This is a genomic window from Streptomyces sp. Je 1-332, from assembly GCF_040730185.1.
Lineage (GTDB): Bacteria > Actinomycetota > Actinomycetes > Streptomycetales > Streptomycetaceae > Streptomyces.
Genome location: NZ_CP160402.1, coordinates 4083746 through 4109187, shown reverse-complemented (window position 1 = coordinate 4109187; position 25442 = coordinate 4083746). Strand labels below are relative to the sequence as shown.

Sequence of the window (25442 nt, the reverse complement as noted above, 5' to 3'; positions counted from 1 at the left end):
TACGGAAGGACGGTCCCCGTGACGGAGGCAGCGGAGCTCCCCTCGGCGCCCGAGCAGGCCCGGGCGGTATTCGGTGAGCGCTTCTCGGACGCGGTCCGGTACGCGGAGTTGCTGGCCGACGCGGGAGTGCAGCGTGGCCTGATCGGCCCTCGCGAAGTGCCTCGGCTGTGGGAGCGGCATCTGCTGAACTGCGCGGTTCTCTCCGAGGTCGTGCCCGAGAACGTGATGGTCTGCGATGTCGGCTCGGGTGCGGGCCTGCCGGGCATTCCGCTGGCTCTCGTCCGCCCGGACCTGAAGATCACGCTGCTCGAGCCGCTGCTGCGGCGGACCACCTTCCTCACCGAGGTCGTCGAGCTGCTCGGTCTCGACCATGTGACCGTCGTGCGGGGGCGCGCCGAGGAGGTCCTTGGCAAGCTGCCTCCCGTCCATGTGGTGACCGCGCGAGCGGTGGCGCCGCTGGACCGCCTCGCGGCCTGGGGCGTGCCGCTCCTGCGCCCTTACGGGGAGATGCTGTTGCTCAAGGGCGACACGGCGGAGGAAGAGGTCAAGGCCGCGGGGTCAGCGCTGAGCAAGCTCGGTGCGGTGACCACGTCGGTGCTGCATGTCGGTGAGGGCGTGGTGGACCCGCTGTCCACGGTCGTGCGGGTCGAGGTCGGGGAGAGCCCCGGCGGTGTGCGCTTCGCGGCGAAGCGCGCGAAGGCCGCACGCACGGGACGGACTCGGCGTCGTCGTTGATCCGTCCTGACGACGAGCCGTACTCCACAAAAGCTGCCAAACGTACGCATACCGGGGTGTCGCGCAAGCGGCACCCCGGCTGCCGTGCATCGTGTTTCACGTGAAACGTCGCTCACTGCTGCATGGCATCATCAGTCGCGGCCGCGCTGCGGAACCTCGCGAGCGTCGGCCACTCGGTTCCCTCGATAAGGGAACGGAGTTGTCCACAGAGGTGGATTCGTCCACAGAAGACCGGGCCTCGCTGGTTCACGACCCTCAAAGCATGGGAGGCTCTGTTCATTGCGAGCCTGAAGTCGAGGAGAGTGAATCCTTGCGGTCCGACGCCAACATCGCGGGACCGATGACCGATCCGGTCCCCGGTCCCCGTACCGAGTCGGCGGGGGAGGATGTTTCACGTGAAACACCGCCCCCGATGGACGACACCCCTATCGGTCGTGCTGCCCAACTGGCGGTGGAAGCCCTGGGCCGTGCAGGCGAGGGCCTGCCACGACCCGAGCAGACCCGAGTCATGGTGGTCGCCAACCAGAAGGGCGGAGTGGGCAAGACGACGACAACCGTCAACCTTGCCGCTTCGCTCGCTCTGCACGGCGCGCGCGTCCTGGTTGTCGACCTCGACCCACAGGGCAACGCCTCCACGGCTCTGGGTATCGACCACCACGCCGAAGTCCCGTCCATCTACGACGTGTTGGTGGAGAGCAAGCCACTCTCCGAAGTCGTACAGCCGGTCCCCGATGTCGAGGGTCTCTTCTGCGCCCCGGCCACCATCGATCTCGCCGGTGCGGAGATCGAGCTGGTGTCGCTGGTGGCACGGGAGAGCCGTCTGCAACGGGCGATCCAGGCGTACGAGCAGCCGCTGGATTACATCCTCATCGACTGCCCGCCGTCACTCGGCCTGCTGACGGTCAACGCTCTGGTTGCCGGCGCGGAGGTACTGATCCCCATCCAGTGCGAGTACTACGCACTGGAGGGCCTCGGTCAGCTCCTGCGCAACGTCGACCTGGTGCGGGGGCACCTCAACCCTCACCTGCATGTCTCGACCATCCTGCTCACCATGTACGACGGCCGGACCCGGCTCGCCTCACAGGTGGCGGACGAGGTACGCAGCCACTTCGGCGAAGAGGTCCTGCGGACGAGCATTCCGCGCTCGGTCCGTATCTCCGAGGCGCCGAGCTATGGGCAGACCGTACTGACCTACGATCCGGGGTCGAGCGGTGCCCTCTCGTACTTCGAGGCGGCGCGGGAGATCGCACTCCGCGGCGTCGGCATTCGCTACGACGTACAGCACGCCCACGCGGGCGCTCAGAATGATCAGCACAGCACGACGGAGGGGATGCAGTGAGCGAGCGACGGAGAGGGCTGGGTCGTGGCCTCGGCGCCCTGATCCCTGCGGCCCCGACGGAGAAGTCGGCCGCCCAGGCCATGGGGGGAGCTACGGCTTCACCCAGCGCTGTACCGGTACTCACCGCCGAGCGGGGAGTGGCGGCCGCGAAGGTGGCGGCGCTCCCGCAGAGCCCCGTTTCACATGAAACGGAGCCGCTGAGTGGAGCGGTGGAGGCCGAGGAGAACCCGGTCGGTGCACATTTCGCCGAGCTGCCTCTCGACTTCATCACGCCCAACCCGAGGCAGCCGCGTGAGGTCTTCGACGAGGATGCCCTCGCCGAGCTGGTGACCTCCATCAAGGAGGTCGGGCTTCTTCAGCCTGTCGTCGTACGGCAGGTAGGGGCCTCGCGCTACGAGCTCATCATGGGCGAGCGGCGCTGGCGGGCCTGCCGTGAGGCAGGACTCGAGCGCATCCCGTCCATCGTCCGCGCGACGGACGACGAGAAGCTCCTCCTGGACGCGCTCCTGGAGAACCTGCACCGTGCGCAGCTGAACCCCCTGGAAGAGGCGGCCGCCTACGACCAGTTGCTCAAGGACTTCAACTGCACGCACGACCAGCTGGCGGACCGCATCGGGCGGTCCCGTCCGCAGGTCTCGAACACGCTGCGGCTGCTGAAGCTGTCGCCGGCGGTTCAGCGCAGGGTCGCTGCCGGTGTGCTCTCCGCGGGCCACGCTCGCGCACTGCTGTCCGTGGAGGACTCGGAGGAGCAGGATCGCCTCGCGCACAGGATCGTGGCCGAGGGGCTCTCGGTGCGGGCCGTCGAGGAGATCGTGACCCTGATGGGTTCGCGGCCGCAGAGCGCTCCGCGGGCCAAGGGGCCGCGGGCGGGTGCTCGGGTGTCGCCGTCACTGACCAGCCTTGCCACTCGTCTCTCCGACCGGTTCGAGACCCGGGTGCGGGTGGACCTGGGGCAGAAGAAGGGCAAGATCGTCGTCGACTTCGCCTCGCTGGAGGACCTGGAGCGCATCCTCGCGACGCTCGCTCCGGGTGAGGGGCCGGTCCTGAAGAACGGCCTCGCCGAGGATTCCGCGACGGACCCTGCGACGGGCTCCGCGGAGGACGACACGTCCGAGGGCGAAGTGGCCTGAGCCTCATCACCCAGTCCGCAGAGAGCGGGCCGTGTCCGGTGTGTACCGGAACACGGCCCGCTCTTTGCTTTCTTACGGTATCGGTGCAATCGCATCGTGGATACGATGCGTACGGGTATGGCACATCCAGCTGACGGCGCCTCATTGGGGAGGGGAGGGCCATGCGATCGGTGAGCCGCACCGGACTGATGACTGCGGGCCTTGGGCTGGGAGCCGTCGGCGGATTCGTCGGCAGCTTGCTGAAGGAACGGAGCGCTCTGACTGCCGCCCGTGATGCGGCGGGCGAAGGAAGTGAGGAACAGCCTTCATGGGGCGTCGGCTCGTACCGCTCACGCTGGACAACCTTCCGGACCTTCCCCAGCGCTGCCGGACGTGTGTCTTCTGGGAGCTGGACCCGGTCAGTGGCCAGGCCGCGGTAAAGGCCGGTACGCCCGATCTCGAGAAGGAGGCGTGGATCTCCGCCGTCCTGTTGGAGTGGGGCTCCTGCGGTCGGGTCGTCTACGTCGATGATGTGCCGGTGGGCTTCGTGCTGTACGCGCCGCCGGCGTATGTGCCTCGGGCCACCGCCTTTCCGACGAGCCCGGTGTCCCCCGACGCCGTCCAGCTGATGACTGCGTGGATCATGCCCGGCTATCAGGGCCAGGGGCTTGGCCGGGTCATCGTCCAGACGGTCGCCAAGGATCTACTGCGCCGCGGGTTCAAGGCGATCGAAGCCTTTGGGGATGCCCGATGGGAGAAGCCCGCCTGCGTACTGCCCGCCGATCATCTGCTGGCGGTGGGCTTCAAGACGGTCCGTCCGCACCCCTCGTATCCGCGGTTGAGGCTTGAGCTGCGAACGACGCTCTCCTGGAAGGAGGACGTCGAGTTGGCGCTCGACCGACTGCTCGGGGCCGTCCAGAAGGAACCTGTGCTCCGGCCTCTGTGACCCGCCATGGTCTACGTCCTAGGCATGCGAATGGGCCGGCCCCGGAGGGCCGGCCCATTCGTGTTTCACGTGAAACAACGCGTCGCCTGTTGCGGCGCCGCTCGTTACTCGGCGATGAAGTCCGCGAGGTCGCGCTCCAGAGCAGCCTTCGGCTTGGCGCCGACGATCGTCTTGGCCACCTCGCCGCCCTGGTAGACGTTCAGGGTCGGGATGGACATGACGCCGTACCTGGCCGCGATGCCCGGGTTCTCGTCGATGTTGAGCTTGACGATCTCGATCTTGTCGCCGTGCTCGGCCGCGATCGCCTCGAGGGACGGCGCGATCTGGCGGCACGGTCCGCACCAGGCGGCCCAGAAGTCCACCAGGACGGGCTTGTCGTTCTTCAGGACGTCTTCCTCGAAGGAGGCATCGGTCACGTTCTTCAGAGTGCCGGCCACGGCGGGCTCCTTAACTCGGTGGTGCGGTGGGGAGGATGGGATGTCAGACGGTGGCGGCGGCGGCCGCGTTGTCCACGAGCGCAGCGAGGAACCGCTCGGAGTCGAGGGCGGCGGAGCAGCCGGTGCCGGCCGCCGTGATCGCCTGGCGGTACGTGTGGTCGACGACGTCACCGGCGGCGAACACGCCGGGCACGTTCGTCCGGGTCGACGGGGCGTCCACCTTCAGGTAGCCCTCGTCGTCCAGGGTGAGCTGGCCCTTGAAGAGCTCTGTGCGCGGGTCGTGGCCGATCGCGATGAACAGGCCTGTCACGGGCAGCTCGGAGGTCTCGCCCGTCTTCAGGTTGCGCAGCGTCAGGCCGGAGAGCTTCTGTTCGCCCTTGATCTCGGCGACCTCGCTGTCCCAGACGAAGCTGATCTTCGGGTCGGCGAAGGCACGCTCCTGCATGGCCTTCGACGCACGCAGGCTGTCGCGGCGGTGCACGATCGTCACGGACTTGGCGAAGCGGGAGAGGAAGGTGGCCTCCTCCATCGCGGTGTCACCGCCGCCGATCACGGCGATGTCCTGGTCCTTGAAGAAGAAGCCGTCGCACGTCGCGCACCAGGAGACACCCCGGCCGGAGAGCGCGTCCTCGTTCGGCAGGCCGAGCTTGCGGTGCTGGGACCCCGTTGTCACGATGACGGTCTTCGCGCGGTGCACGGTGCCCGCCGTGTCCGTCACGGTCTTGATCTCGCCGTTGAGGTCGACGGAGACCACATCGTCCGGCACCAGCTCGGCGCCGAAGCGCTCGGCCTGGGCCCGCATGTTGTCCATGAGCTCGGGGCCCATGACGCCGTCCTGGAAGCCGGGGAAGTTCTCCACCTCGGTGGTGTTCATCAGCGCACCGCCCGCGGTGACGGCGCCCTCGAACACCAGGGGCTTCAGCGACGCTCGCGCGGTGTAGAGCGCCGCCGTGTAGCCGGCGGGCCCGGAGCCGATGATGATCACGTTACGGACGTCGGTCACGGCTTGATTCCTCGTCTCTGGAGACTGCTGCGTACTGCTGGCGGGTGCCTGTCTCAGGTCTCTCACCCCACCCAACGGATCCTACGGGGCATGCATTCCCGACGTGTCAGAGCGCACGGAAGCATGCCAGGGACGTCAGGATGCCACGCTGAGCCGAGTATCCCGTCGCAGCGGTGAGAGGGGTCAGGGCCGCGCGTAGGAGTCGGTCAGCAGGACCTTGCCGGCAGCGGTGGCCGACGACCCCTTGTCCACGCACGTCGCGTCGATGACGTACGCGGAGACCTTCGAGGTGTCGGAGTCGTGGGACGCCACAACGAGGTAGGCGTCCTTCCCCTTATATGTGCCTTCTTCGGCGGCGAGCGGTGTCCTGTCGCCGATGCCGAGCTGGATGCACTCCGGGACGGTGACCGCGTCCTCGCGCATCTTCTGGTTCTTCGGCGACTCCGGGCTGGAGCGCACACCGAAGGACGGCTCATCGCTGCCGGCGGACTCGGGCTTCTTAGTGGGTGCCTTGGCGAGCAGATCCGTCACCTGGCCCTTGAGGGTGTCTTCGGAGAAGGCGTGCGCGGATTCGGTGTGACCCGAAGCGGTGCCGCTCGTACCGTCCGAGTCGCCGCCCACGTTCTGGACCAACAAGGAACCGAGACCGATCGCGGCCGCAGTGAAGACGGCACCCAGCACTACGTTGCGCCGACGGCCACTCCGGAACCGGCTGCCGCGTCCAGGCCCCGTGGAGGCGCGGGCGTGCCCTGCGGGCCTGTCGGCGGGGTCAGCGCGCCCCCCGGGGGCGGGCGTTGTTTCACGTGAAACACGTGCGGCGGCCTTCGGGTGCGGGGAGCTCTCGACGGACCCGGGTGTGATGGAGTCCAGCAGCGCTTCAGCAGCCAGAGCCGCGTCGATACGCCCGGCGACATCGGTCGGCATCCGTGGCGGCCCCGGCAGGGTGCCGAGCATGCCGCGGATCTCCTCCAGGGAGTCGTAGACATCGGCACAGAGCGCGCAGTCATCCAGGTGCCGCCGCACATCGACGGTTCGGGTCGGGGTGAGCAGCCCCTCCGTGAGGTCGGAGAGCTCGGCGACTTCCGGGTGCCCGGCCGAATCGGTCGTGGTTGTCACGCTCGCCCACCTCCGCCCTTCACAGCAGCTGAATCGCTTGGTCCCGCATCCCGTGGTCCCGCTGCAGGTGGGACGGATGTCCCCTGCGTCCGGTTCCTTCCCGGGCCCGACTTCTTGTCTTCCGTGTCGTCGTCGCCGTCTTCGCGCTTCGTACGGCGCTCCGGGCGAAGGTGGGTGAGCAGCGGCAGCAGTCTGGCTCTGCCGCGCGCGCAGCGGCTCTTCACGGTGCCGGTGGGCACTTCGAGCACGCGGGCAGCCTCGGCCACCGGATAACCCTGCATGTCCACCAGGACGAGGGCGGCGCGCTGGTCGTGGGGCAGGGTACCCAGCGCCTCGACGACCTCGCGCTGCAGATCGCCCCGCTCTACGGGGGCTGCCGCTGACTCATGCGGTTCGAGGAGCTGCTCCAGACGTTCGGTGTCGTCGATGGGCGACGTCTTCCGTGACGCCGCCTTGCGAGCTCGGTCGAGGCAGGCGTTCACGGTGATCCGGTGCAGCCACGTCGTGACGGCCGACTGTCCGCGGAAGGTGTGCGCGGCGCGATAGGCGGAGACAAGAGCGTCCTGGACGGCGTCAGCGGCTTCCTCGCGGTCGCCCAGCGTGCGCAGGGCGACGGCCCACAGTCGATCGCGGTGGCGTCGGACGAGCTCGCTGAAGGCGTCCTTGTCCCCTGACACATGGCGGGCCAGGAGGTCCTGGTCGCTCATCTCGCTGTGTGTGGTGTCATCCACCGTCGAACCCCCTCCCCCCGGTGAGCCTCGGCCTCAGCCCGTGAACTTCACATCCGTGATGGCCTGCTTGTACCCGGCGCTGCTGTACTCATCACGCGGTGACTGCGGTACATCGGTGAGCCAGACCAGTACGTACCGCGTCGCGACCGGCTTCTTCGCCTTGATCTTCGCGCTCTGACCCGTGGTCGTGACGGTGCCGATCTTCTTCATCGCGCTCGGAGGAGTCGACGAGGACATCGAGTTCGCCGCGTACAGCTCGACCGTCGTGTGGTCGCCGGGGTAGCGGAGACCGAGCGACGCGGTCGACACGTCCTGCTCCGTGCCGAGGTCGTAGACGATGCCGACTCCGGGCTTGTACGGGGCCAGCTCGGGGCCCTCTATGTAGCTCTTCGACCGCCAGAACGTCGAGTCGTCGCCGTCGTACGTGTTGGGGACGCCCTGGAGGTCCTGGGGGCGGTCATCGCGGACGTACTCTTCGGCGCCCGCGATCTTGATCGGATGCGTGGGCTGCGGCTTGTTCTTGTCGCCCTCGTCGGAGGTGTCCGCGTTGCCGGGGTCATCGGAGTTCTTCCGGTCCATCAACGCGTCAGCGAGCTGCCAGCTGCCGAGGCCCAGAGCGGCGATGAGCAGCGCGGACACGGCCCACTTGAGTGCCTTTCCGGTACGGCTCTGCAGTGGGGGCGGCGGAGGCGCGATCGGCTGGGTGGCGCCACCGGGACGGGGCGCGGTACGGCCGTAGGTGCCCTGCTGATAGGTCGTGCGCTGGTACTCGGGCGGTGCGGTGAACGCGGGCTCCGGCGGGCGGATGCGCGGCATCTCACCGATCGCCTTCACCAGCTCCTCCGGAGTCGTGCACGGCGGCTCCTGTCGGGAGGCGGTCGCACCCTCGTTCACGAGCGCGCGCATGGCGAGCTCGGACAGGCCCCTGTGTACGCCTGCGCGCACCTGGTCGGGGGCGATCAGGCCGACGCCCTTGGGGAGGCCGGAGAGGCCGTACGCGTCGTCCTCGTAGGGCCAGCGCTGAGTCAGCGAGGCGTACAGAAGTGCGCCGACCGCTTCGGTGTCCGTGCGCTGCGGGGTGTCGGAGCTGATGCCGCGCAGCGCCGCGTTCACGGCGAGGCCGCGGATGCGGTACTGGCCGGAGGACGTACGCAGCACCGCGCTCGGAGTCAGCCGCAGGTGGGCGAGGCCTTCACGGTGGGCGGCCGCCATGGCCTGGGCGACCTGGCTGACGAGTTGATACGCGTCGTGCGCCTCGAGAGGACCGGCGGCGAGCAGCGCGGTCAGTTCCGTGGCGTCGGGCAACCACTCGTGCACCACGTAGACGAGGTCGTTCTCCTCGACCGCGTCCAGGACGTGGACGAAGCGGGGGTCGCCGAGCAGCGCCGACGAGCGGGCCGCTGCCAGTACCGATCGGGCTCGCGGGTGGTCGGCGGGCAGCAGATGCACGCCGACGGCCCGGCGGAGCTTCTCGTCCACCGCACGCCAGCTGCTGAAACCGTCCAGACGGGTGACGCACTCTTCGAGTCGATAGCGTCTGGCGAGCTTGTGACCGCTGTGCAGCTCGGGGGGTGATGCCGCCCCCGGGCCGGTGGACTCACCGGTCTCCGCTGTGCCTTCTTCTGCCGTTTCCCGCTCCCGGGTCTGGGCCACCCCGTCGGCCGTGGCCTCGTCCGCCTTCGCGGTCAGCGGCTCGTCGCCACTGTTGTCTGCCACGTCGACGGCAGCCGTGCTCCGTTCCGCCACCGTCGTTCCTGCCTCCCCATCCATCGCGCTTCGTCAGACGCCAAAGCCAATTGTGCCCACAGTCCGGCGCTATGCACGACACGCGGTGGCCGGTGATGGTTGTGCGCACCCCCGGATTTCACCGTCCGAGACGGCCGCGGACCATCCCGACCATGGAGTTGAGCTCCGCAATCCGCATCTTTCGGGCGGCCACGAAGAAGACGCCTCCGAGGATGATCCCACCGACCACCAAGCCGATCAGCGAACCCCCGGCACCGTCCCCCAGAGCCTTGAGAATCCCGTATGCGGCGGCGCCGGCGAGGATCGCTGCCGGGATGCACGCCATGGCGAGCCGGGCGTACGTACGCAGGACCTGGGTGCCGTCCAGATCGCCCCCGAGGCGCTTGCGCAGCCTGCGCCAGGCGACACCGACGCCGACCGCGTAGGCGAGGCCGTACGAGGCGGCCATGCCGACCACAGCCCACTGGGCGGGCAGGAGGACGTAGGCAAGGGCGCTTGCCGCCGCGTTGACGGCAGCCACGATGACCGTGTTGTAGAACGGCGTCCTGGTGTCCTCATAGGCGTAGAAGCCGCGCAGAACGACGTACTGCACCGAGAACGGGATCAGCCCCAGGCCGAACGCCATCAGGACGAAGCCCATGGACTGGGCGGCCTGGCTGCCGCTGGAGGCGAACAGCAGGGTGCACATCGGGACGCCGAGGGCGACGAACGCGAAGGCGACCGGGACGATCGCCACCGCGGAGGTGCGCAGGCCCTGCGAGATGTCGTCGCGGACTGCCCCGGGGTCGTTGTCGTGAGCCGCCCGGGAGATGCGGGGCAGCATGGCTGCCATGACCGAGACGGTGATGATGGCCTGTGGCATGCCCCAGATCAGCTGGGCATTGGAGTAGGCCATGATGCCTGTGCCGTCCTTGCCGGAGGCCTTGCCCGCGGCGGTGGCCAGCTGAGTGACGACGAGCACGCCGGCCTGGTTGGCGAGGACGAAGAGGACCGTCCACTTGGCGAGCTTGACCGCCTTGCCGAGTCCGTGGCCCTTCCAGTCGAAGCGTGGCCGGAATCGGAAGCCCGTCTCGCGCAGATACGGGATCATCGCCAGGGCCTGGACGATCAGCCCGAGCAGGGTGCCGATGCCCAGGAGTCGGACACCGTCCGCCGGGATGTTCTCGACCAGCATGTCCGAGTCACCGGACGTTCCGTAGACCCAGATGAACAGGCCGAACGTAAAGATCATGACGATGTTGTTGAGGACCGGGGTCCACATCATCGCGCCGAACTTCCCGCGGGCGTTGAGGATCTGGCCCATCACCACGTGCACGCCCATAAAGAAGATGGTGGGCAGGCAGTAGCGGGCAAAGGTGACCGCGACGTTGTTGGCCGGGGGATTGCTCGCGATGGGTGTCGACATGAGCTTGATCAGTAGCGGCGCCGCGAAGACGGCCAGGGCCACGATGAGGCCCAGCGCGACCATGACGAGGGTCAGCAGGCGGTTGGCGTAGGCCTCGCCGCCATCCTTGTCGTCCTTCATGGCGCGAACCAACTGCGGCACGAAGACCGAGTTGAGACCTCCGCCGACGGTCAGGATGTAGATCATCGTCGGCAGCGTGTACGCGACGGTCCAAGCGTCACCGAGCGTCGCGGCGCCGAGGGCCGCGGTGATCACCATGGTGCGTACGAAACCGGTGAGCCGGGAGACCATCGTTCCCGCTGCCATCACCGCGCTCGACTTCAGCAGACTCGCCGCCCGTCCGCCGCCGCCCGACTTCGGGGCCGGCGCGGGGGCCGGGGGAGCCGCAGGGGCCGGGACCATCGGAGGCTCGGGGGGCTGGTAGCCGCCTGGCTGCTGGTAGCCGTTGCCCTGGGGGTACCCGTTGCTCTGGGGGTAGCCGTCCTGCTGGTAGGCGCCGGCCTGTTCGCGGTAGCCGCTCGGCTGCTGGTCCCGGAAGAGGTGAGCGAAGGCGTCCGGCTCGTGGCGTTCCTCGCCGGAATGCGTGACCAGGTCGTCGACGCCCACGAACTGCGTCGTACGGGCGTCGTCGCCGTACGGGAGGTGCCGGGTCGGGCCTTCGGGCTCGGGGGCCGGGGTCTGGGCCCACACGCGGGGGTCGGGGGCGTGCTGAGGAGAGGGCGGCTGGGCGTAGAGCGGCTGAGGGTCCTGGTAGTAGCCGGGCGGCGGCGGGGGGTGAGCGGCGCGGTCGTACAGCGCCTCCGTCACCGGGTCCTGTGCTGCGAGGTCCTGCGCCCGGTAGGGGTCCTGGTCGTAGGCGTCCTGGAGATACACATCCGGGGCGGGCTGGGGTGGCACCTGCCCGTCGTCGGGGGGACCGGAACCGCCCGCGCCCTGGCCACGGTCACCGTCGTACGGCGCGTTCATGGATTACCCCACCTCATCGTCCCCGGGCCCACCGGCCACGACATCGCTCAACGGTCCACTCTCTCACCCGTGTCCGACGGGTCGGTGCTTTCCGGAGCGGTGTCCGGTGTCGGGTCACTCGGCTGCTCGGGGTTGTCCTCCCCCGACTCCGTGCCGGACTCGCCGTCGGGGCCGTCCTCCGGGCCCTCCTCGGCCTGCTGCCGGGCGGCCCGCTTGCGCTGGGTGTACATCCGGAATCCGGCGAGCACGAGGAGCAGCACACCGCCGGCGATGACCAGCATCACCGTGAGGGTGATCTCGGTGACGTTCACGTCGAAGCGGACCGGCTTGCCGTACGGCTGGCCGTCCTCGGTGTAGAGCTGGGCGTAGACCGGGACCGGGCCGTTGGCATTGGCGGTGGTGGTGAACTTCACCGACTGGGCGTGCCCGCCCGCGATCTTGACCGGCTGTTCCGCGTAGGCCTTGCCGTCGATCTTCAGACGCGTGGGGTTCTCCGATGTCAGGCGCAGGACCATGTGGTCGACGCCCTGGACCAGGTTGTTCTGCACTGTCACCGGGATCGTCGCGCTGCGCCCCGAGAGCTTCGCGTCGGACTTCTTGATCAGCGCCACTTGTTTGATGAGCGTGGTCAGGTAGTTCTCCACGCCCTGGCGGTATGTCGCCGCCTCGGCGCCCCTGCCTCGCCAGGACGTGGACATCTCACGGTCTATGGCGCGCCCGAAGGGTGTGATGACGCGGTCGGGCTCGCTGAGGACCGTCTGGAAGCGGTCGAGCTTGCTCTGGGTGTTCTGAATGGACTGGAAGGCCGACTTCGGCAGCTCCTGCTTGCGCAGTGCCGCCGGGTAGGACCTGGCCGACGGCACCTGGGTCGTGGCGGACGGGTCCGGCTTCGCCTTTGCCGCCGTCGACAGGGCTTGTGGTTCCGACCAGCGCTCGTCGGACAGGCCGGTCAGGGCCTTCGCCATCGACTGGGCCTGGCTGGCGGACGGCATGCGCTGCGGGGCGACGACGATGCTGCGCTGCTTGTCCGGGTCCTGCAGCGTGACCATCAGGCTCTGGGCGAGGAACTGCTGCACGGCGAGGGTGGAACTCTCGGCCCCCGTCATGTCGCCCTGGAAGGCGGTGGAGAGGCGTGCGTCGGCCACCACTGCCGTCGTCCCGCCGCCGATGGGCCGGGCGGCGTTGGGCGTGTACGGCAGCGCGTCGCCCTCACGCAGGCTGTCGCTGCGGGCGATCACCGAGTGGGCACCAGCCGAGGTGGAGACGTCGACGATCGACGGATCGAGGGCGCCGTCCACGGGCCACGCGAAGTCCGACTGCGGCTTGACGTGGAGGATGACCTCGACGGCCTGCGCCCCCACATCGGTGGCGTCCTTGAGCCGGCCCAGGGAGCCGGTGACGGTCCTGCCGTTGTGGGCGATCGAGGCCAGGTCGGGATCGGCGAAGGGCAGCGAGACGACCTTCTTGTCCTTCACGGTCTGCTCGAGCTTGTTCAGCCACTCCTTGGCGACCGCCTGGTTCCTGCCCGCCGTGGTGCCCTTGCCGTCGGCGGTCTGCACCCGGTAGTTCCGCGTCATCGCGTCGACCGAGGCCAGCAGGTCCGGATCGATGACCCACGTGACGTCGAGCTGGCGGCCCAGGGACAGCATCTGCTCCAGGCGACCGCCGGGCGCGAGCTCCTTGGCAAGTTCGTCGTCCGTGAAGACGGGCGTCTGCTGCTCGTCCGACCCGGTCTCCGCCGTGAGGTGCGAGGTGGAGATGAGCGGCCACAGATAGGTCGTCCGGGTCTTCGTGCCCGCGGCGTCCGGCTGCCACGGCAGGAAGGTCCGCTCGAAGCCGAGCACCTGGGACCAGGGCTGGGCGGTGGTCCGGCCCGTGAGCGAGACACCGAGCTGGTAGACCCCGTCGGCACCGAGGTCCAGGGCCTTGACCGGGACGGAGATGCTGAAGTCCTGGCGGACCCCGGGGGCGAGCTTGGAGAACTTCTCGACGTACTTGCCGCCGACCTCCGTGCCGTCGGCTCCCGGCTGGTAGCCGGTGCGCTTGGCGGCGGAGTCGATCTGGCTCCGGCCGTTCAGGGCCGGCCCGAGGCGCAGCCCGACCTGGGCGCCGGTCACCGCCTGCTTGCCCTCGTTGGTGACGGTGCCGGAGACGGTGACCGTGTCTCCGTCCGACGGGGCGGTGGGTGTGAGTTTGTTGAGCGAGACATCGACGGTTCTGGACCCGGCGGCGTCTGCCGGCGCGCTCGGCGTCGCGGCGTGTGCCGTCGGCTCCGCCGACAGCTGCAGCATGCCGGCCAGCAATGGGGCGCCCGCCAGCAACGCTGCCGTACGCCGCAGCCACCGGCGGGCAGGTGAGGGACTGGTCCCCGGGAAGTCTGCCGCCTCGGCCACGCGTTGCCCGTCCTCGTCGTCGTCAGTGGTCGTCGGTTGTGCGTCCACGCATGGTAACGAGGTGCGCTGTGGCGAAGTGCCGCGGACTGCTCCACATGATCGGAAGACCTGGCCGGAGAGGGGCGCGCGGCGTCGGGGCCCCGCCGAAAACCGGGCGGTAGGGGGCGTCCGGGGCACGTACCCTTTTCTGTTGTGCCGAACGCCAATGAAGAAAATCCCAGCGCCCTGAGCCAGGTGCAGCGCCGCGCGGTCAGTGAACTACTGCGGGTGTCCCCTGTCGCGGACGATCTTGCACGCCGTTTCCAGGAGGCCGGGTTCTCCCTTGCCCTGGTCGGTGGGTCGGTCAGGGACGCGCTCCTTGGTCGGCTCGGCAATGACCTGGACTTCACGACCGAAGCCCGACCCGAGGACGTACTGAAGATCGTCAGGCCGTGGGCGGACTCTGTGTGGGAGGTCGGGATCGCCTTCGGCACGGTCGGGAGCCAGAAGGATGCCCGCGTCGGAGACGCTGATCAGAGCTTTCAGATCGAAGTCACGACATATCGGTCCGAGGCCTACGACAGAACCTCGCGCAAGCCCGAGGTGTCGTACGGCGACTCCATCGAGGAAGACCTCGTACGTCGCGACTTCACCGTCAACGCGATGGCCGTCGCTCTGCCGGAGAAAGAGTTCATCGACCCGCACGGAGGCCTGAAGGACCTGGCGGAGCGTGTCCTGCGCACCCCCGGTACCCCGGAGGACTCCTTCTCCGACGACCCACTGCGGATGATGCGTGCCGCGCGGTTCGCCGCGCAGCTCGACTTCGAGGTGGCTCCTGAGGTTGTCGCCGCGATGAAGGCGATGGCCGAGCGCATCGACATCGTCTCCGCGGAGCGTGTCCGTGACGAATTGAACAAGCTGATCCTCTCGCCGTACCCGGCGAAGGGACTGGCTCTACTTGTCGACACAGGCATTGCCGAGCGTGTGCTGCCCGAGCTTCCTGCGCTGCGTCTGGAGAGTGACGAGCACCACCGTCACAAGGATGTCTACGACCACTCGCTGATCGTTCTCGAGCAGGCGATGGCGTTGGAGGAGGACGGCCCGGATGTGACGCTGCGGCTCGCGGCACTGCTGCACGACATCGGGAAGCCGCGGACGCGGCGCTTCGAGGACGACGGCCGGGTCTCCTTCCACCACCACGAGGTGGTGGGCGCCAAGATGACCAAGAAGCGGATGACGGAGCTCAAGTACTCGAACGAGCTCGTGAAGGACGTCTCACGCCTGGTGGAGCTGCACCTGCGCTTCCACGGCTATGGCACAGGTGAGTGGACGGACTCGGCCGTACGTCGCTATGTACGCGACGCGGGCCCCCTCCTCAACCGGCTGCACAAGCTGACCCGGTCCGACTGCACGACGCGTAACAAGCGCAAGGCCAATGCGCTGTCGCGTGCGTACGACGGCCTGGAGGAGCGCATCGCGCGGCTTCAGGAGCAGGAGGAGCTGGACTCGATCCGGCCCGACCTGGACGGCAACGAGATCATGGAGATCTTGGACGTGCGCCCGGGGCCGGTGATCGGCCAGGCCTACAAGTTCCTGCTGGAGCTGCGGCTGGAGAACGGGCCGATGGAGCGGGACGCGGCCATCGCGGCGCTCAAGGAATGGTGGGCCGCGCAGGAGTGAGGTGAGGCCCGGTGCGATGTTTCACGTGAAACATCGCACCGGATCCGGAAAACGCGAAGGGGCACTGTTTCACGTGAAACAGTGCCCCTTCGCGTACGCCGCTACATGCCGTTACTTGTTCTTCAGGCAGAGCACCATGTTGTGGCCGCTGCCGGTCTGGTAGTAGGCGACCTCGGTCCCCTTGACCGCGTCGCACTTGCTGACGCTGCTCGTGTCGTCGAACTTCTCGATGACCTCGAAATCGGCGTCACTCGAAGAGCAGTCGGCGTCCTTCATGTCCGGCTGCGTCTGCGTGCCCTTGTTGTGCAGGCAGTCGCCGACGGCCGTGGTCTCCGCGTCATTCTGTCCCAGGTAGAACTTGCCGACAGCGATGATGATGGCGACGACGATGAAGCCACCGATGCGCAGCATGAGCTTCTTGCTGCGGCCGCCACCGCTCGGAGCGGCCGGAGGAGGAACCGGCGCCCCCTGGTTGTACGGCGGGTAGGGCTGCTGCGGCATACCGGGCTGGCCGGGCTGTCCCGGCTGGCCGGGCTGCGGCTGCACGGCCTGACCGTACGGATTCTGGCCCTGGGGCGGAGTAGTCACTTTGGGGGTCCCCCTCGAACGGAAGCGCTATGGCGCGGATACGACGTCCGTAAGTTATAGGGACGCGACGACATCTCTGTAGCTCAGAGGGCCTCTGTGGCATTGATGTGACACTTACTGCGCGTCAAATCTGGCCATAGCGGCAGCAATTGCTCCGTAGATAACGGCCACCGTGACCACCAGTGGAACCGATCGACCGTCAGGCGGCAGCATCAGTGCGGCTACTGCTGCCGCGCCGACGAAGGCGACGTTGAACAGGACGTCGTAGAGCGAGAAGATCCGGCCACGGAAGCTGTCGTCCACTGCTGACTGCACCACCGTGTCCGTGGCGATCTTGGCTCCCTGTGTCGCCAGGCCCAGCAGGAACGCGGCGATGAGCAGCGGGGCCGGGGTGAAGGAGAGGGCAAGCGCCGGCTCCAGGACCATCGCGGCCCCCGCGCAGGTGACGATCCAGCCCGCGGCGCTCAGTCGGTTCACTGCCCAGGGAGTGACCACGGCCGCCGCGAAGAAGCCCGCCCCCGAGATCCCCACGGCGAGCCCGAGCAGGGCGAGCCCGTCGGGCTCCGAGGACGCCCAGGCGTACCGGCAGAGCATCAGGACCATGACCGTCAGGGCGCCGTAACAGAACCGCATGAACGTCATCGCGAGGAGCGCTCGGGCGGCCGGGCGCCGCTGCGACAGATGGCGCACCCCGGCGACCAGGTCCCGCGCCGTACCGGAGAGCGCAGCACCGAGCCGTGGCCGCACCAGCTCAGGGTCCGGGCCGAGGAGGTCACGCGCCATCCGTAGTGAGGCGAGCGCCGCGCAGAGGTACAGAGCCGCCCCGAGCAGGACGACCGCCGCGTCCGAGTCGGAGCCCACCAGGCGTACGACGAACGCCAGACCGCCGCCCACGGTGGCGGCCAGTGTCCCCGCGGTCGGTGAGAGGGAGTTGGCCATCACCAGACGCTCGTCGTCGACCACGCGCGGCAGCGCCGCCGACAGTCCGGCGAGGACGAAACGGTTGACGGCCGTGACGCAGAGAGCGGAGGCGTAGAAGAGCCAGTCCGGCACGCCGCCCAGCATCAGCACCGCCGTCACCGAGGCAAGGGCGGCCCGCAGCACGTTGCCGTACAGAAAAACCTGTCGGCGCGGCCAGCGGTCGAGGAGGACCCCGGCGAAGGGGCCGATCAGGGAGTACGGAAGGAGCAGCACCGCCATCGCGGAGGCGATCGCACCTGGCGAGGTCTGCTTCTCCGGCGAGAAGACGACGTACGTGGCGAGGGCCACCTGGTAGACGCCGTCCGCGCCCTGGGAGAGCAGCCGCACGGCGAGCAGGCGCCGGAAGTCCCGCAGGCGCAGCAGTACGCGCAGGTCACCGACGACAGCCATGGGGCACAGCCTCACATACGAGGAGGGTCCCCGGGCGGATTGCCCGGGGACCCTCAACAGCTGTTCAAGCGGCGGGCTTCAGCGCTCGACCTCGCCCTTGATGAACTTCTCGACGTTCTCGTAGGCCTCGTCGTCGAAGTACTGCACCGGCGGGGACTTCATGAAGTACGAGGACGCGGAGAGGATCGGGCCGCCGATGCCGCGGTCCTTGGCGATCTTCGCGGCGCGCAGGGCGTCGATGATGACACCGGCCGAGTTCGGGGAGTCCCAGACCTCGAGCTTGTACTCCAGGTTCAGCGGGACGTCACCGAAGGCGCGGCCCTCGAGGCGGACGTACGCCCACTTGCGGTCGTCGAGCCACGCGACGTAGTCCGACGGGCCGATGTGGACGTTGTTCTCGCCCAACTCGCGGTCGCGGATCTGCGAGGTGACGGCCTGCGTCTTCGAGATCTTCTTCGACTCGAGGCGGTCACGCTCCAACATGTTCTTGAAGTCCATGTTGCCGCCGACGTTGAGCTGCATGGTGCGCTCAAGACGGACACCGCGGTCCTCGAACAGCTTCGCCATCACGCGGTGCGTGATGGTGGCGCCGACCTGGGACTTGATGTCGTCGCCGACGATCGGGACGCCCGCCTCGGTGAACTTGTCGGCCCACTCCTTGGTGCCGGCGATGAAGACCGGGAGGGCGTTGACGAAGGCGACCTTGGCGTCGATGGCGCACTGCGCGTAGAACTTCGCGGCGTCCTCGGAACCCACCGGCAGGTAGCAGACGAGAACGTCGACCTGCTTGTCCTTGAGGATCTGGACGACGTCCACGGGAGCCTCGGCGGACTCCTCGATGGTCTGGCGGTAGTACTTGCCCAGGCCGTCGTGCGTGTGGCCACGCTGGACGGCGACGCCCTTGTTCGGCACGTCGCAGATCTTGATGGTGTTGTTCTCGCTGGCGCCGATGGCGTCGGAGAGGTCGAGCCCGACCTTCTTGGCGTCGACGTCGAAGGCGGCGACGAACTCGACATCACCGACGTGGTACTCGCCGAACTGGACGTGCATCAGGCCCGGGACCTTGGCGTCCGGGTCTGCGTCCTTGTAGTACTCGACGCCCTGGACCAGCGAGGCGGCGCAGTTGCCCACGCCGACGATGGCTACGCGAACCGAACCCATTCCGGTTGCTCCCTGTGTGATCTGTGTATTCCGGATGAGACCCCGCGGACCGCGGTGCCTCACTTGGCGGTGTCATCGGACGGATCCGGCGGCGGGTTCGTGTCCCGCCGCCGGGGCAGGCCGCCCGACTCCCCAGATGTGCTGTCGTGCTGAGCGGAGCCGTCCGGGGCGGACCGTTGCTGATCCCGCCCCGCGCGCTCGCTCTCGATGAGCTCGTTCAGCCAGCGCACTTCGCGCTCCACGGACTCCATTCCGTGCCGCTGCAGCTCAAGCGTGTAGTCGTCCAGGCGCTCCCGGGTTCGGGCCAGGGAGGCGCTCATCTTCTCCAGACGCTCCTCGAGGCGGCTGCGACGCCCCTCGAGGACCCGCATGCGTACGTCCCGCGATGTCTGCCCGAAGAAGGCGAAGCGGGCGGCGAAGTGTTCGTCCTCGTACGCGTCGGGGCCGGTCTGGGAGAGCAGCTCCTCGAAGTGCTCCTTACCTTCCGCCGTCAGCCGATAGACGATCTTGGCGCGGCGCCCGGAGAGGGGGGCCGCGAGGGCCTCCTCGGGGGTGCCGCCCGATTCCTCGATCAACCAGCCGTTGGCGACCAGCGTCTTGAGGCAGGGGTAGAGCGTCCCGTAGCTGAAGGCGCGGAACACTCCCAGTGAAGTATTGAGCCGTTTACGCAGCTCATAGCCGTGCATCGGGGACTCGCGCAGCAGGCCGAGCACGGCGAACTCGAGGATGCCGGAGCGTCTGCTCATCTTCGCCTCCCGTCTGCCAGCGTCTGTCGACACGGTCTTTATGCCGAGCTGATGTATCGACTCGATACATCGAGACGATAGAACGGCCCGCCTGTTGAGACAAGAGGGGAAACGGTGAACGGCGTCACATCACCGATTCGTAGGAAGTGACTTGCCTGATTTGGGGTGAACTTCTGCCCTAAGAGGGTTTTGACGGTGCGTAGTCTGTGCGCCATGCAGACCGCCGGGAACCAAGTGACGCGTGAGGGCGTCGTTGACCCTGGTGTAGTGCGGGTGAGCGCTGAGAAGGGCGCATCCGTACTTCGGGGGGACCGGAAACCAGCCGCCGTTTCCAGGCGCGGATACCTGCGCCTGCCCGAGGAGTAATCGTTCGATGAGCGAGCACCGTCGCAAACCGCCGCAGCCGCAGGGCGGTGGACGCGCCGCGGCCAGACGCGGCGTCCCAGGCGCGTCGTCGGGTCGCCGCGCGGCACCGCGTGGCGCCACTGGATCGCCCACTTCCTCAACCGGCTCGCACGGAGCAGGGGCCCCTGACGACGGGGACCGCTCCTACGGCGGCCGTGCCGAGGCTCGTCGTGCCGCGCAGCGCAGTGGCGCAGTCGGCGCGGGTGGAGGCCGACGCAGAGCAGCCGACGGATCCGGTGCCGGGCGCGGAGGCGCCGGCGGCGGTGGTCGGCGCGGTGGCGGCGGCCCGAACGGGCCTGGTCGCGGCCGAGGCCGTGGCGGCCACGAGCCCCGCAAGAAGCGGTTCATCGACTACCCGCGCGCGGACAAGGACGGTCTGCGCCGCTGGGTGCCGTCATGGCGTTTGGTCACCGGCCTGTTCGTCGGTTTCCTCGGCGGCCTGATGGCGGTCACGGGAATCGCGTACGCCTTGGTGGAGGTGCCGAAGGTCGACGAAGCGGCCAAGGCGCAGAACAACGTCTATTACTGGGCCAACGGCAAGCAGATGGTCGCGACCGGTGGTGAGACGAACCGCCAGATCATCGACTACGACAAGATCCCCAAGGAGATGCGGACCGCCGTCATCTCGGCCGAGAACAAGTCGTTCGAGGACGACAAGGGCATCGACCCTATGGGCATCACGCGCGCCCTGGTCAACATGGCCAAGGGCGGGGAGACCCAGGGTGGCTCGACCATCACCCAGCAGTACGTGAAGAACGCGCGCCTGGGCGACCAGTCGCAGACGTTCACGCGTAAGTTCAAAGAGCTCTTCATCTCCATAAAGGTCGGCAGGACCGAGTCCAAAGAGAAGATCATGGCGGGGTATCTGAACACCGCCTACTACGGTCGTGGGGCCTACGGCATCCAGGCCGCCGCCCGCGCCTACTTCGGCAAGGACGCCGCCGAACTGAACCCCAGCCAGTGCGCACTCCTGGCGACGGTTCTCAAGGGCGCCACGTACTACGACCCGGCGGGCTCTCCGGAGGTCGACCCCGCGGCCTCGCGGGAAGCCAACACCGCGCGGGCCAAGAAGCGTTGGAACTGGATCCTCGACGAAGAGGTCAAGGACGGTCACCTGACCGCCGAGGTCCGGAAGAAGTACGAGGACTTCCCGGAATTGGAGAACCCGCGCTCCAATGCGCTGCTGGGGGGTCAGGTCGGTTACCTGGTCGACCTTGCCAAGGCTTACGTGATCAACAACAGCGACGGCGAGATCACGGCCAACGACCTCCAGCGGGGCGGCTACGAGATCCACACGACCTTCAGCAAGTCCAAGGTCGACAAGCTCGAGAAGTCCGTGGAGAAGGTCCGCAAGGCGAAGATCAAGCCCAAACAGCGACCGGACAAGGACACCCACGTCCAGTTCGGCGGCGCGTCCGTGAATCCCGAGGACGGGGCCATCGAGGCCATCTACGGCGGTGAGGACGCGACCAAGCACTTCACCAACAACGCGGACCAGACCGGTGCGCAGGTCGGCTCGACCTTCAAGCCCTTCGTGCTGGCAGCGGCTTTCAAGGACGGAACCCGCGACAAGGAGGGGTTGCCGGACCAAGGCGAGGGCCAGCGCACGATCGTCAACCCCAAGAGCCTCTACAGCGGCAAGAACAAGCTCAAGATCAAGAACTACGACGGCAGTATCTGGACGGACCGAGAAGGCAAGGAGTGGCTGCAGACCAACGACGGTGACCAGTCGTACAACGCGCCGACCTACCAGATCGACCTCCGTGAAGCGATGCGGGAGTCCGTCAACTCGGCCTATGTGCAGCTCGGCATGGACGTCGGCCTGGACAAGGTGAAGGAGGCTGCCATCGCCTCCGGCATCAAGGAGAACAGCCTGGCCAGCGCCAACTACCCGTCCTTCTCCCTCGGTACGTCCTCTCCGAGCGCGATCCGCATGGCCGGCGCGTACTCCACCTTTGCGGCGCGCGGCAAGCAGAACGAGCCGTACTCGGTCACGAAGGTCGAGCACAAGGGCAACACCGTCTATCAGCACGACGCGCTGCCCAAGCGGGCCTTCGATCAGTCGGTCGCCGACAACGTCACCGACGTGCTCAGGACCGTCGTCGAGAAGGGCACGGGCACCTCGGCCCAGCTGAGTGGCCGCCAGGTGGCGGGTAAGACCGGTACGACCGATGGCAACAAGTCCGCCTGGTTCGTCGGGTACACCCCGCAGCTGTCGACCGCCATCAGCATGTACCGCCTCGACGACAACGAGGGGAACAAGAAGCGCCAGTTCCTGGAGATGTTCGGCACGGGTGGCGAGGAGAAGATCCACGGTGCCTCGTTCCCCGCGCAGATCTGGAAGAGCTACATGGAGCAGGCCCTGAAGGGCGCTCGTGTGATCCCCTTCCCCGTCCCGGAGCCGATCGGTTCGGTCGTCGGTGAGACCCCGCCGCCCGCCCCGAGCCCGACCCCGTCGAAGACCGAGGAGCCGGAGACGTCACCCACGCCGAGTCCTTCGGACAGTGGGCCGTCCCCGAGCCCGTCGGACAGCCCTGATCCCGGTGAGTCCTGTGCTGACTGGGACTGGCAGTGCAACAACAACGGTGGTGTGTCGGGAGGCGGGGAGAACGAGGGCAGTACTGGCGGGGAGTCGCCACCGGCCACCGATGAACCGACCGGTGGCGGAGGCAACAACGGAAACGACAACGGAGGCTGGCTCGGGGGCCCGGGAGGCTGAGCTGCTCCCCCGTGAGCATGTTTCACGTGAAACGCGCTGTTTCACGTGAAACATGCGCCACTGAGCGTTGACGAGGGCCGCCACACCGCACCGGTGTGGCGGCCCTCGCCGTGTTCTCAGGTGCGTACGGCAGGATGTGCGGCATGCCCAGTGCAGAGACGACGCGCACGAGCGTGCACAAGAACCCCAGTGCACAACAGCCGGAGCCGGTACAGCCGACCAAGGAGGATGAGGTCGCCGCGGCCGGCAGCGAGCTGATCGGTGGACCCATCGGCCGCAGAGTGCTGTACGCGGCGACACGGTTGACCCCCGTACGCGTCATCGCGCTCGTGGCCATCGGGATGTTCGCACTCGGCATGGTGCAGAAGATGCCTTGCTACGACGGCGCATGGTTCCAGGGTGCGAGCTCGCAGTACACGCATGCCTGCTACTCCGACATCCCGCACCTCTACCAGGGGCGCGGTTTCGCCGACGGGCTCGTGCCCTACTTCGACAAGCTGCCCGGCGATATGGAGTACCTCGAGTACCCGGTGCTGACCGGTGTGTTCATGGAGGTGGCCTCCTGGCTGACCCCTGGCAGCGGCAGCATCCAGCACCAGGAGAAGTTCTACTGGATGGTCAATGCCGGGATGCTGATGGCCTGCACGGCGGTCATCGCCGTCTGTGTCGCCCGCACCCACAGGCGCCGTCCCTGGGACGGCCTGATGGTCGCCCTGGCGCCCGCCTTCGCGCTGACGGCCACCATCAACTGGGACCTCTTCGCCGTCGCTCTCACGGCCGCCGCGATGTTGATGTGGGCGCGTGGGGGCACGTTCTCGGCGGGCGTCCTGCTGGGCCTTGCCACCGCCGCGAAGCTCTACCCGGCGCTGCTGCTCGGCCCGCTGCTCATCCTGTGCTGGCGGGCAGGGCGCTGGAGGCCGTTCCTCACGACGGCCGGGGCCGCGGTTGGGGCCTGGCTCGTGGTGAACCTGCCCGTGATGATCACGCACGACGCGACGGGATTTCACATCCGCGAGGGCTGGGCGAAGTTCTACACCTTCAGCCAGGAGCGAGGCGTCGACTTCGGCTCGTTCTGGCTGATTCTCTCGCAGCGCATGGACGACCCGCTGTCCACGGATACGGTCAACACCCTGGCGACCGCTCTGATGCTGCTTGCCTGCCTCGGGGTCGGCGCGCTGGGCCTGACGGCGCCGCGTCGACCGCGCTTCGCGCAGCTCGCCTTCCTGGTGGTCGCCGCGTTCATCCTCACCAACAAGGTCTACTCGCCGCAGTACGTACTGTGGCTGATCCCCCTCGCGGCGCTTGCCCGGCCGCGCTGGCGTGACTTCCTGATCTGGCAGGCCTGCGAGGTCGGGTACTTCCTGGGGATCTGGCTGTACCTCGCGTACACGACAAGCGGAGACGCCCACAAGGGCCTGCCGACCGAGGGCTATCAACTCGCGATCGTGGTCCACCTGCTGGGGACGCTGTACCTGTGCGCCGTGGTCGTACGCGACATCCTGATGCCGGAGCGGGACCCGGTGCGGCGGTCCGGTGACGATGACCCCTCAGGAGGCGTCCTGGACGGCGCACAGGACGTCTTCGTCCTCGGCCAGGCGGCTCATCCGCCACGGCAGACGGTGCACTCCACCGAGGGCCCCCAGGTGCGGTGGGGATCGGCGTCGACCGACGTTTCGCCCTGAGCGAACGCGCCAGCGAGGTGGCCTGGAACGACTGAAGGGCCGGGAGCGACAACTGTCGCTCCCGGCCCTTCAGACTGTGTTCGGCTCGTCCTGCCCGTGATCAGCGGTCGACGATGCGGTCGAACTGCGTGGTGGTGTGCCGCAGATGGGCCACCAATTCCTCGCCCACCTTCGGCTCGGGAGCGTCCGAGGGCACGAAGAGGATGGAGACCTGCATGTGCGGCGGCTCCGCGAACCAGCGCTGCTTGCCGCCCCAGACGAACGGCGAGAGGTTGCGGTTGACGGTCGCGAGGCCCGCGCGGGCCACGCCCTTCGCCCGCGGGACCATCCCGTGCAGCGCCTTCGGTGCCTCCAGGCCGACGCCGTGCGAGGTGCCGCCCGCGACGACGACCAGCCAGCCGTCGGAGGCGACCTTCTGCTGGCGGTAGCCGAAGCGGTCGCCCTTCGTCACCTGCGTGACGTCAAGGACGGCGCCGCGGTACTCGGTGGCCTCGTGATCGCCCAGCCAAAGATGCGTACCGATGCGTGCGCGGAAGCGCGTCTGAGGGAACTGCTGCTGCAGGCGGGCGAGTTCGTTGGCCTTGAGGTGGCTGACGAACATGGTGTGCAGCGGAAGACGGGCGGCACGCAGCCGGTCCATCCAGCCGATGACCTCCTCGACGGCGTCCGAGCCGTCGGTGCGGTCCAGCGGCAGGTGGATCGCGAAGCCCTCGAGCCGTACGTCCTCGATGGCCGCGTGGAGCTGTGAGAGCTCCTGCTCGCTCACGCCGTGCCGCTTCATCGAGGACATGACCTCGATGACGACGCGGGCGCCCACGAGGCCGTGTACGCCGTCCAGGGAGGACACGGAGCGGATGACGCGGTCGGGCAGCGGCACGGGCTCCTCGCCCCGCCGGAACGGGGTCAGGACCAGCAGGTCACCGCTGAACCAGTCCTTGATCCGGGCTGCTTCGTACGTGGTGCCGACGGCGAGGACGTCGGAGCCGAAGCGGGTCGCTTCTTCCGCGAGGCGCTCATGACCGAAGCCGTAGCCGTTGCCCTTGCAGACCGGGACGATTCCCGGGAACTGCTCCAGCACGTGCTTGTGGTGTGCCCGCCAGCGCGCGGTGTCGACATAGAGCGTGAGCGCCATGGCCGGATCCCGGAACCTTTCTCGTGGCTGCGGTGTATCAGAGATATGAAGAC

At 68.0% G+C, this 25442-nt stretch carries 19 protein-coding genes; 7 read left to right on the top strand and 12 right to left on the bottom strand.

The genetic code is table 11. The features are described 5' to 3' along the window. Positions 1–18: 18 nt before the first annotated feature. The 4 genes from rsmG to ABXJ52_RS18545 all read left to right on the top strand — a co-directional run bounded on the left by rsmG (position 19) and on the right by ABXJ52_RS18545 (position 4129). The gene (rsmG, locus tag ABXJ52_RS18560) at positions 19–735 is read left to right on the top strand and encodes a 16S rRNA (guanine(527)-N(7))-methyltransferase RsmG (protein ID WP_367043709.1); all 717 of its coding nucleotides are present in this window, start codon (positions 19–21) and stop codon (positions 733–735) included. 262 nt (positions 736–997) lie between these two features. Then, positions 998–2074, top strand: a complete 1077-nt coding sequence (locus ABXJ52_RS18555; protein ID WP_367043708.1) for a ParA family protein — start codon at positions 998–1000, stop codon at positions 2072–2074. Further along, the gene (locus ABXJ52_RS18550) at positions 2071–3204 is read left to right on the top strand and encodes a ParB/RepB/Spo0J family partition protein (RefSeq protein WP_367043707.1); all 1134 of its coding nucleotides are present in this window, start codon (positions 2071–2073) and stop codon (positions 3202–3204) included. Before ABXJ52_RS18555 ends, ABXJ52_RS18550 begins: the two co-directional genes overlap by 4 nt. Before the next feature lie 307 nt (positions 3205–3511). After that, the gene (locus ABXJ52_RS18545) at positions 3512–4129 is read left to right on the top strand and encodes a GNAT family N-acetyltransferase (RefSeq protein ID WP_367043706.1); all 618 of its coding nucleotides are present in this window, start codon (positions 3512–3514) and stop codon (positions 4127–4129) included. A gap of 104 nt (positions 4130–4233) precedes the next feature. On the opposite strand, the gene trxA is transcribed toward ABXJ52_RS18545, so the two are convergent. From trxA to ABXJ52_RS18510, 7 genes are all read right to left on the bottom strand, one after another. Next, entirely contained in the window at positions 4234–4566 is a 333-nt protein-coding gene (trxA, locus tag ABXJ52_RS18540) for a thioredoxin (RefSeq protein WP_363210328.1), read from the bottom strand. Between the two features lie 43 nt (positions 4567–4609). Then, complete coding sequence (gene trxB / locus ABXJ52_RS18535; RefSeq protein ID WP_367043705.1) at positions 4610–5569, bottom strand: thioredoxin-disulfide reductase; 960 nt, start codon at positions 5567–5569, stop codon at positions 4610–4612. 183 nt (positions 5570–5752) lie between these two features. Next, entirely contained in the window at positions 5753–6685 is a 933-nt protein-coding gene (locus ABXJ52_RS18530) for a hypothetical protein (RefSeq protein WP_367043704.1), read from the bottom strand. After that, the gene (gene sigM, locus ABXJ52_RS18525) at positions 6682–7416 is read right to left on the bottom strand and encodes an RNA polymerase sigma factor SigM (protein ID WP_367043703.1); all 735 of its coding nucleotides are present in this window, start codon (positions 7414–7416) and stop codon (positions 6682–6684) included. The genes ABXJ52_RS18530 and sigM overlap by 4 nt, the downstream gene beginning before the upstream one ends. A 33-nt stretch (positions 7417–7449) precedes the next feature. Then, on the bottom strand, positions 7450–9162 hold the full coding sequence (locus ABXJ52_RS18520; protein WP_367043702.1) for a protein kinase family protein: 1713 nt from the start codon (positions 9160–9162) through the stop codon (positions 7450–7452). Between the two features lie 118 nt (positions 9163–9280). Beyond that, complete coding sequence (gene murJ / locus ABXJ52_RS18515) at positions 9281–11533, bottom strand: murein biosynthesis integral membrane protein MurJ (protein ID WP_367043701.1); 2253 nt, start codon at positions 11531–11533, stop codon at positions 9281–9283. 47 nt (positions 11534–11580) lie between these two features. Then, positions 11581–13926, bottom strand: a complete 2346-nt coding sequence (locus tag ABXJ52_RS18510; protein WP_367049119.1) for a DUF6049 family protein — start codon at positions 13924–13926, stop codon at positions 11581–11583. 192 nt (positions 13927–14118) lie between these two features. Here ABXJ52_RS18510 and ABXJ52_RS18505 point away from each other — a divergent pair, with 192 nt between their 5' ends. After that, a complete protein-coding gene (locus ABXJ52_RS18505) occupies positions 14119–15585 on the top strand; it encodes a CCA tRNA nucleotidyltransferase (protein ID WP_367043700.1) in 1467 nt (488 codons plus the stop codon). A 111-nt stretch (positions 15586–15696) separates the two neighbouring features. On the opposite strand, the gene ABXJ52_RS18500 is transcribed toward ABXJ52_RS18505, so the two are convergent. The 4 genes from ABXJ52_RS18500 to ABXJ52_RS18485 all read right to left on the bottom strand — a co-directional run bounded on the left by ABXJ52_RS18500 (position 15697) and on the right by ABXJ52_RS18485 (position 19451). Continuing rightward, on the bottom strand, positions 15697–16131 hold the full coding sequence (locus ABXJ52_RS18500) for a hypothetical protein (RefSeq protein WP_367043699.1): 435 nt from the start codon (positions 16129–16131) through the stop codon (positions 15697–15699). Positions 16132–16287: 156 nt separating this feature from the next. Continuing rightward, the gene (locus ABXJ52_RS18495; protein WP_367043698.1) at positions 16288–17544 is read right to left on the bottom strand and encodes an MFS transporter; all 1257 of its coding nucleotides are present in this window, start codon (positions 17542–17544) and stop codon (positions 16288–16290) included. A 78-nt stretch (positions 17545–17622) separates the two neighbouring features. Next, a complete protein-coding gene (locus ABXJ52_RS18490; protein WP_367043697.1) occupies positions 17623–18705 on the bottom strand; it encodes an inositol-3-phosphate synthase in 1083 nt (360 codons plus the stop codon). Between the two features lie 59 nt (positions 18706–18764). Beyond that, positions 18765–19451, bottom strand: a complete 687-nt coding sequence (locus ABXJ52_RS18485) for a PadR family transcriptional regulator (protein ID WP_367043696.1) — start codon at positions 19449–19451, stop codon at positions 18765–18767. A gap of 373 nt (positions 19452–19824) precedes the next feature. On the opposite strand from ABXJ52_RS18485, the gene ABXJ52_RS18480 reads away from it, so the two are divergent. After that, a complete protein-coding gene (locus ABXJ52_RS18480; RefSeq protein ID WP_367043695.1) occupies positions 19825–22575 on the top strand; it encodes a transglycosylase domain-containing protein in 2751 nt (916 codons plus the stop codon). Positions 22576–22709: 134 nt separating this feature from the next. After that, the gene (locus ABXJ52_RS18475) at positions 22710–24257 is read left to right on the top strand and encodes a glycosyltransferase 87 family protein (RefSeq protein ID WP_367043694.1); all 1548 of its coding nucleotides are present in this window, start codon (positions 22710–22712) and stop codon (positions 24255–24257) included. A 100-nt stretch (positions 24258–24357) separates the two neighbouring features. Here the strand turns inward: ABXJ52_RS18475 and ABXJ52_RS18470 are convergent, their stop codons facing one another. Then, complete coding sequence (locus ABXJ52_RS18470; protein ID WP_160506093.1) at positions 24358–25389, bottom strand: alanine racemase; 1032 nt, start codon at positions 25387–25389, stop codon at positions 24358–24360. Positions 25390–25442 lie beyond the last annotated feature (53 nt).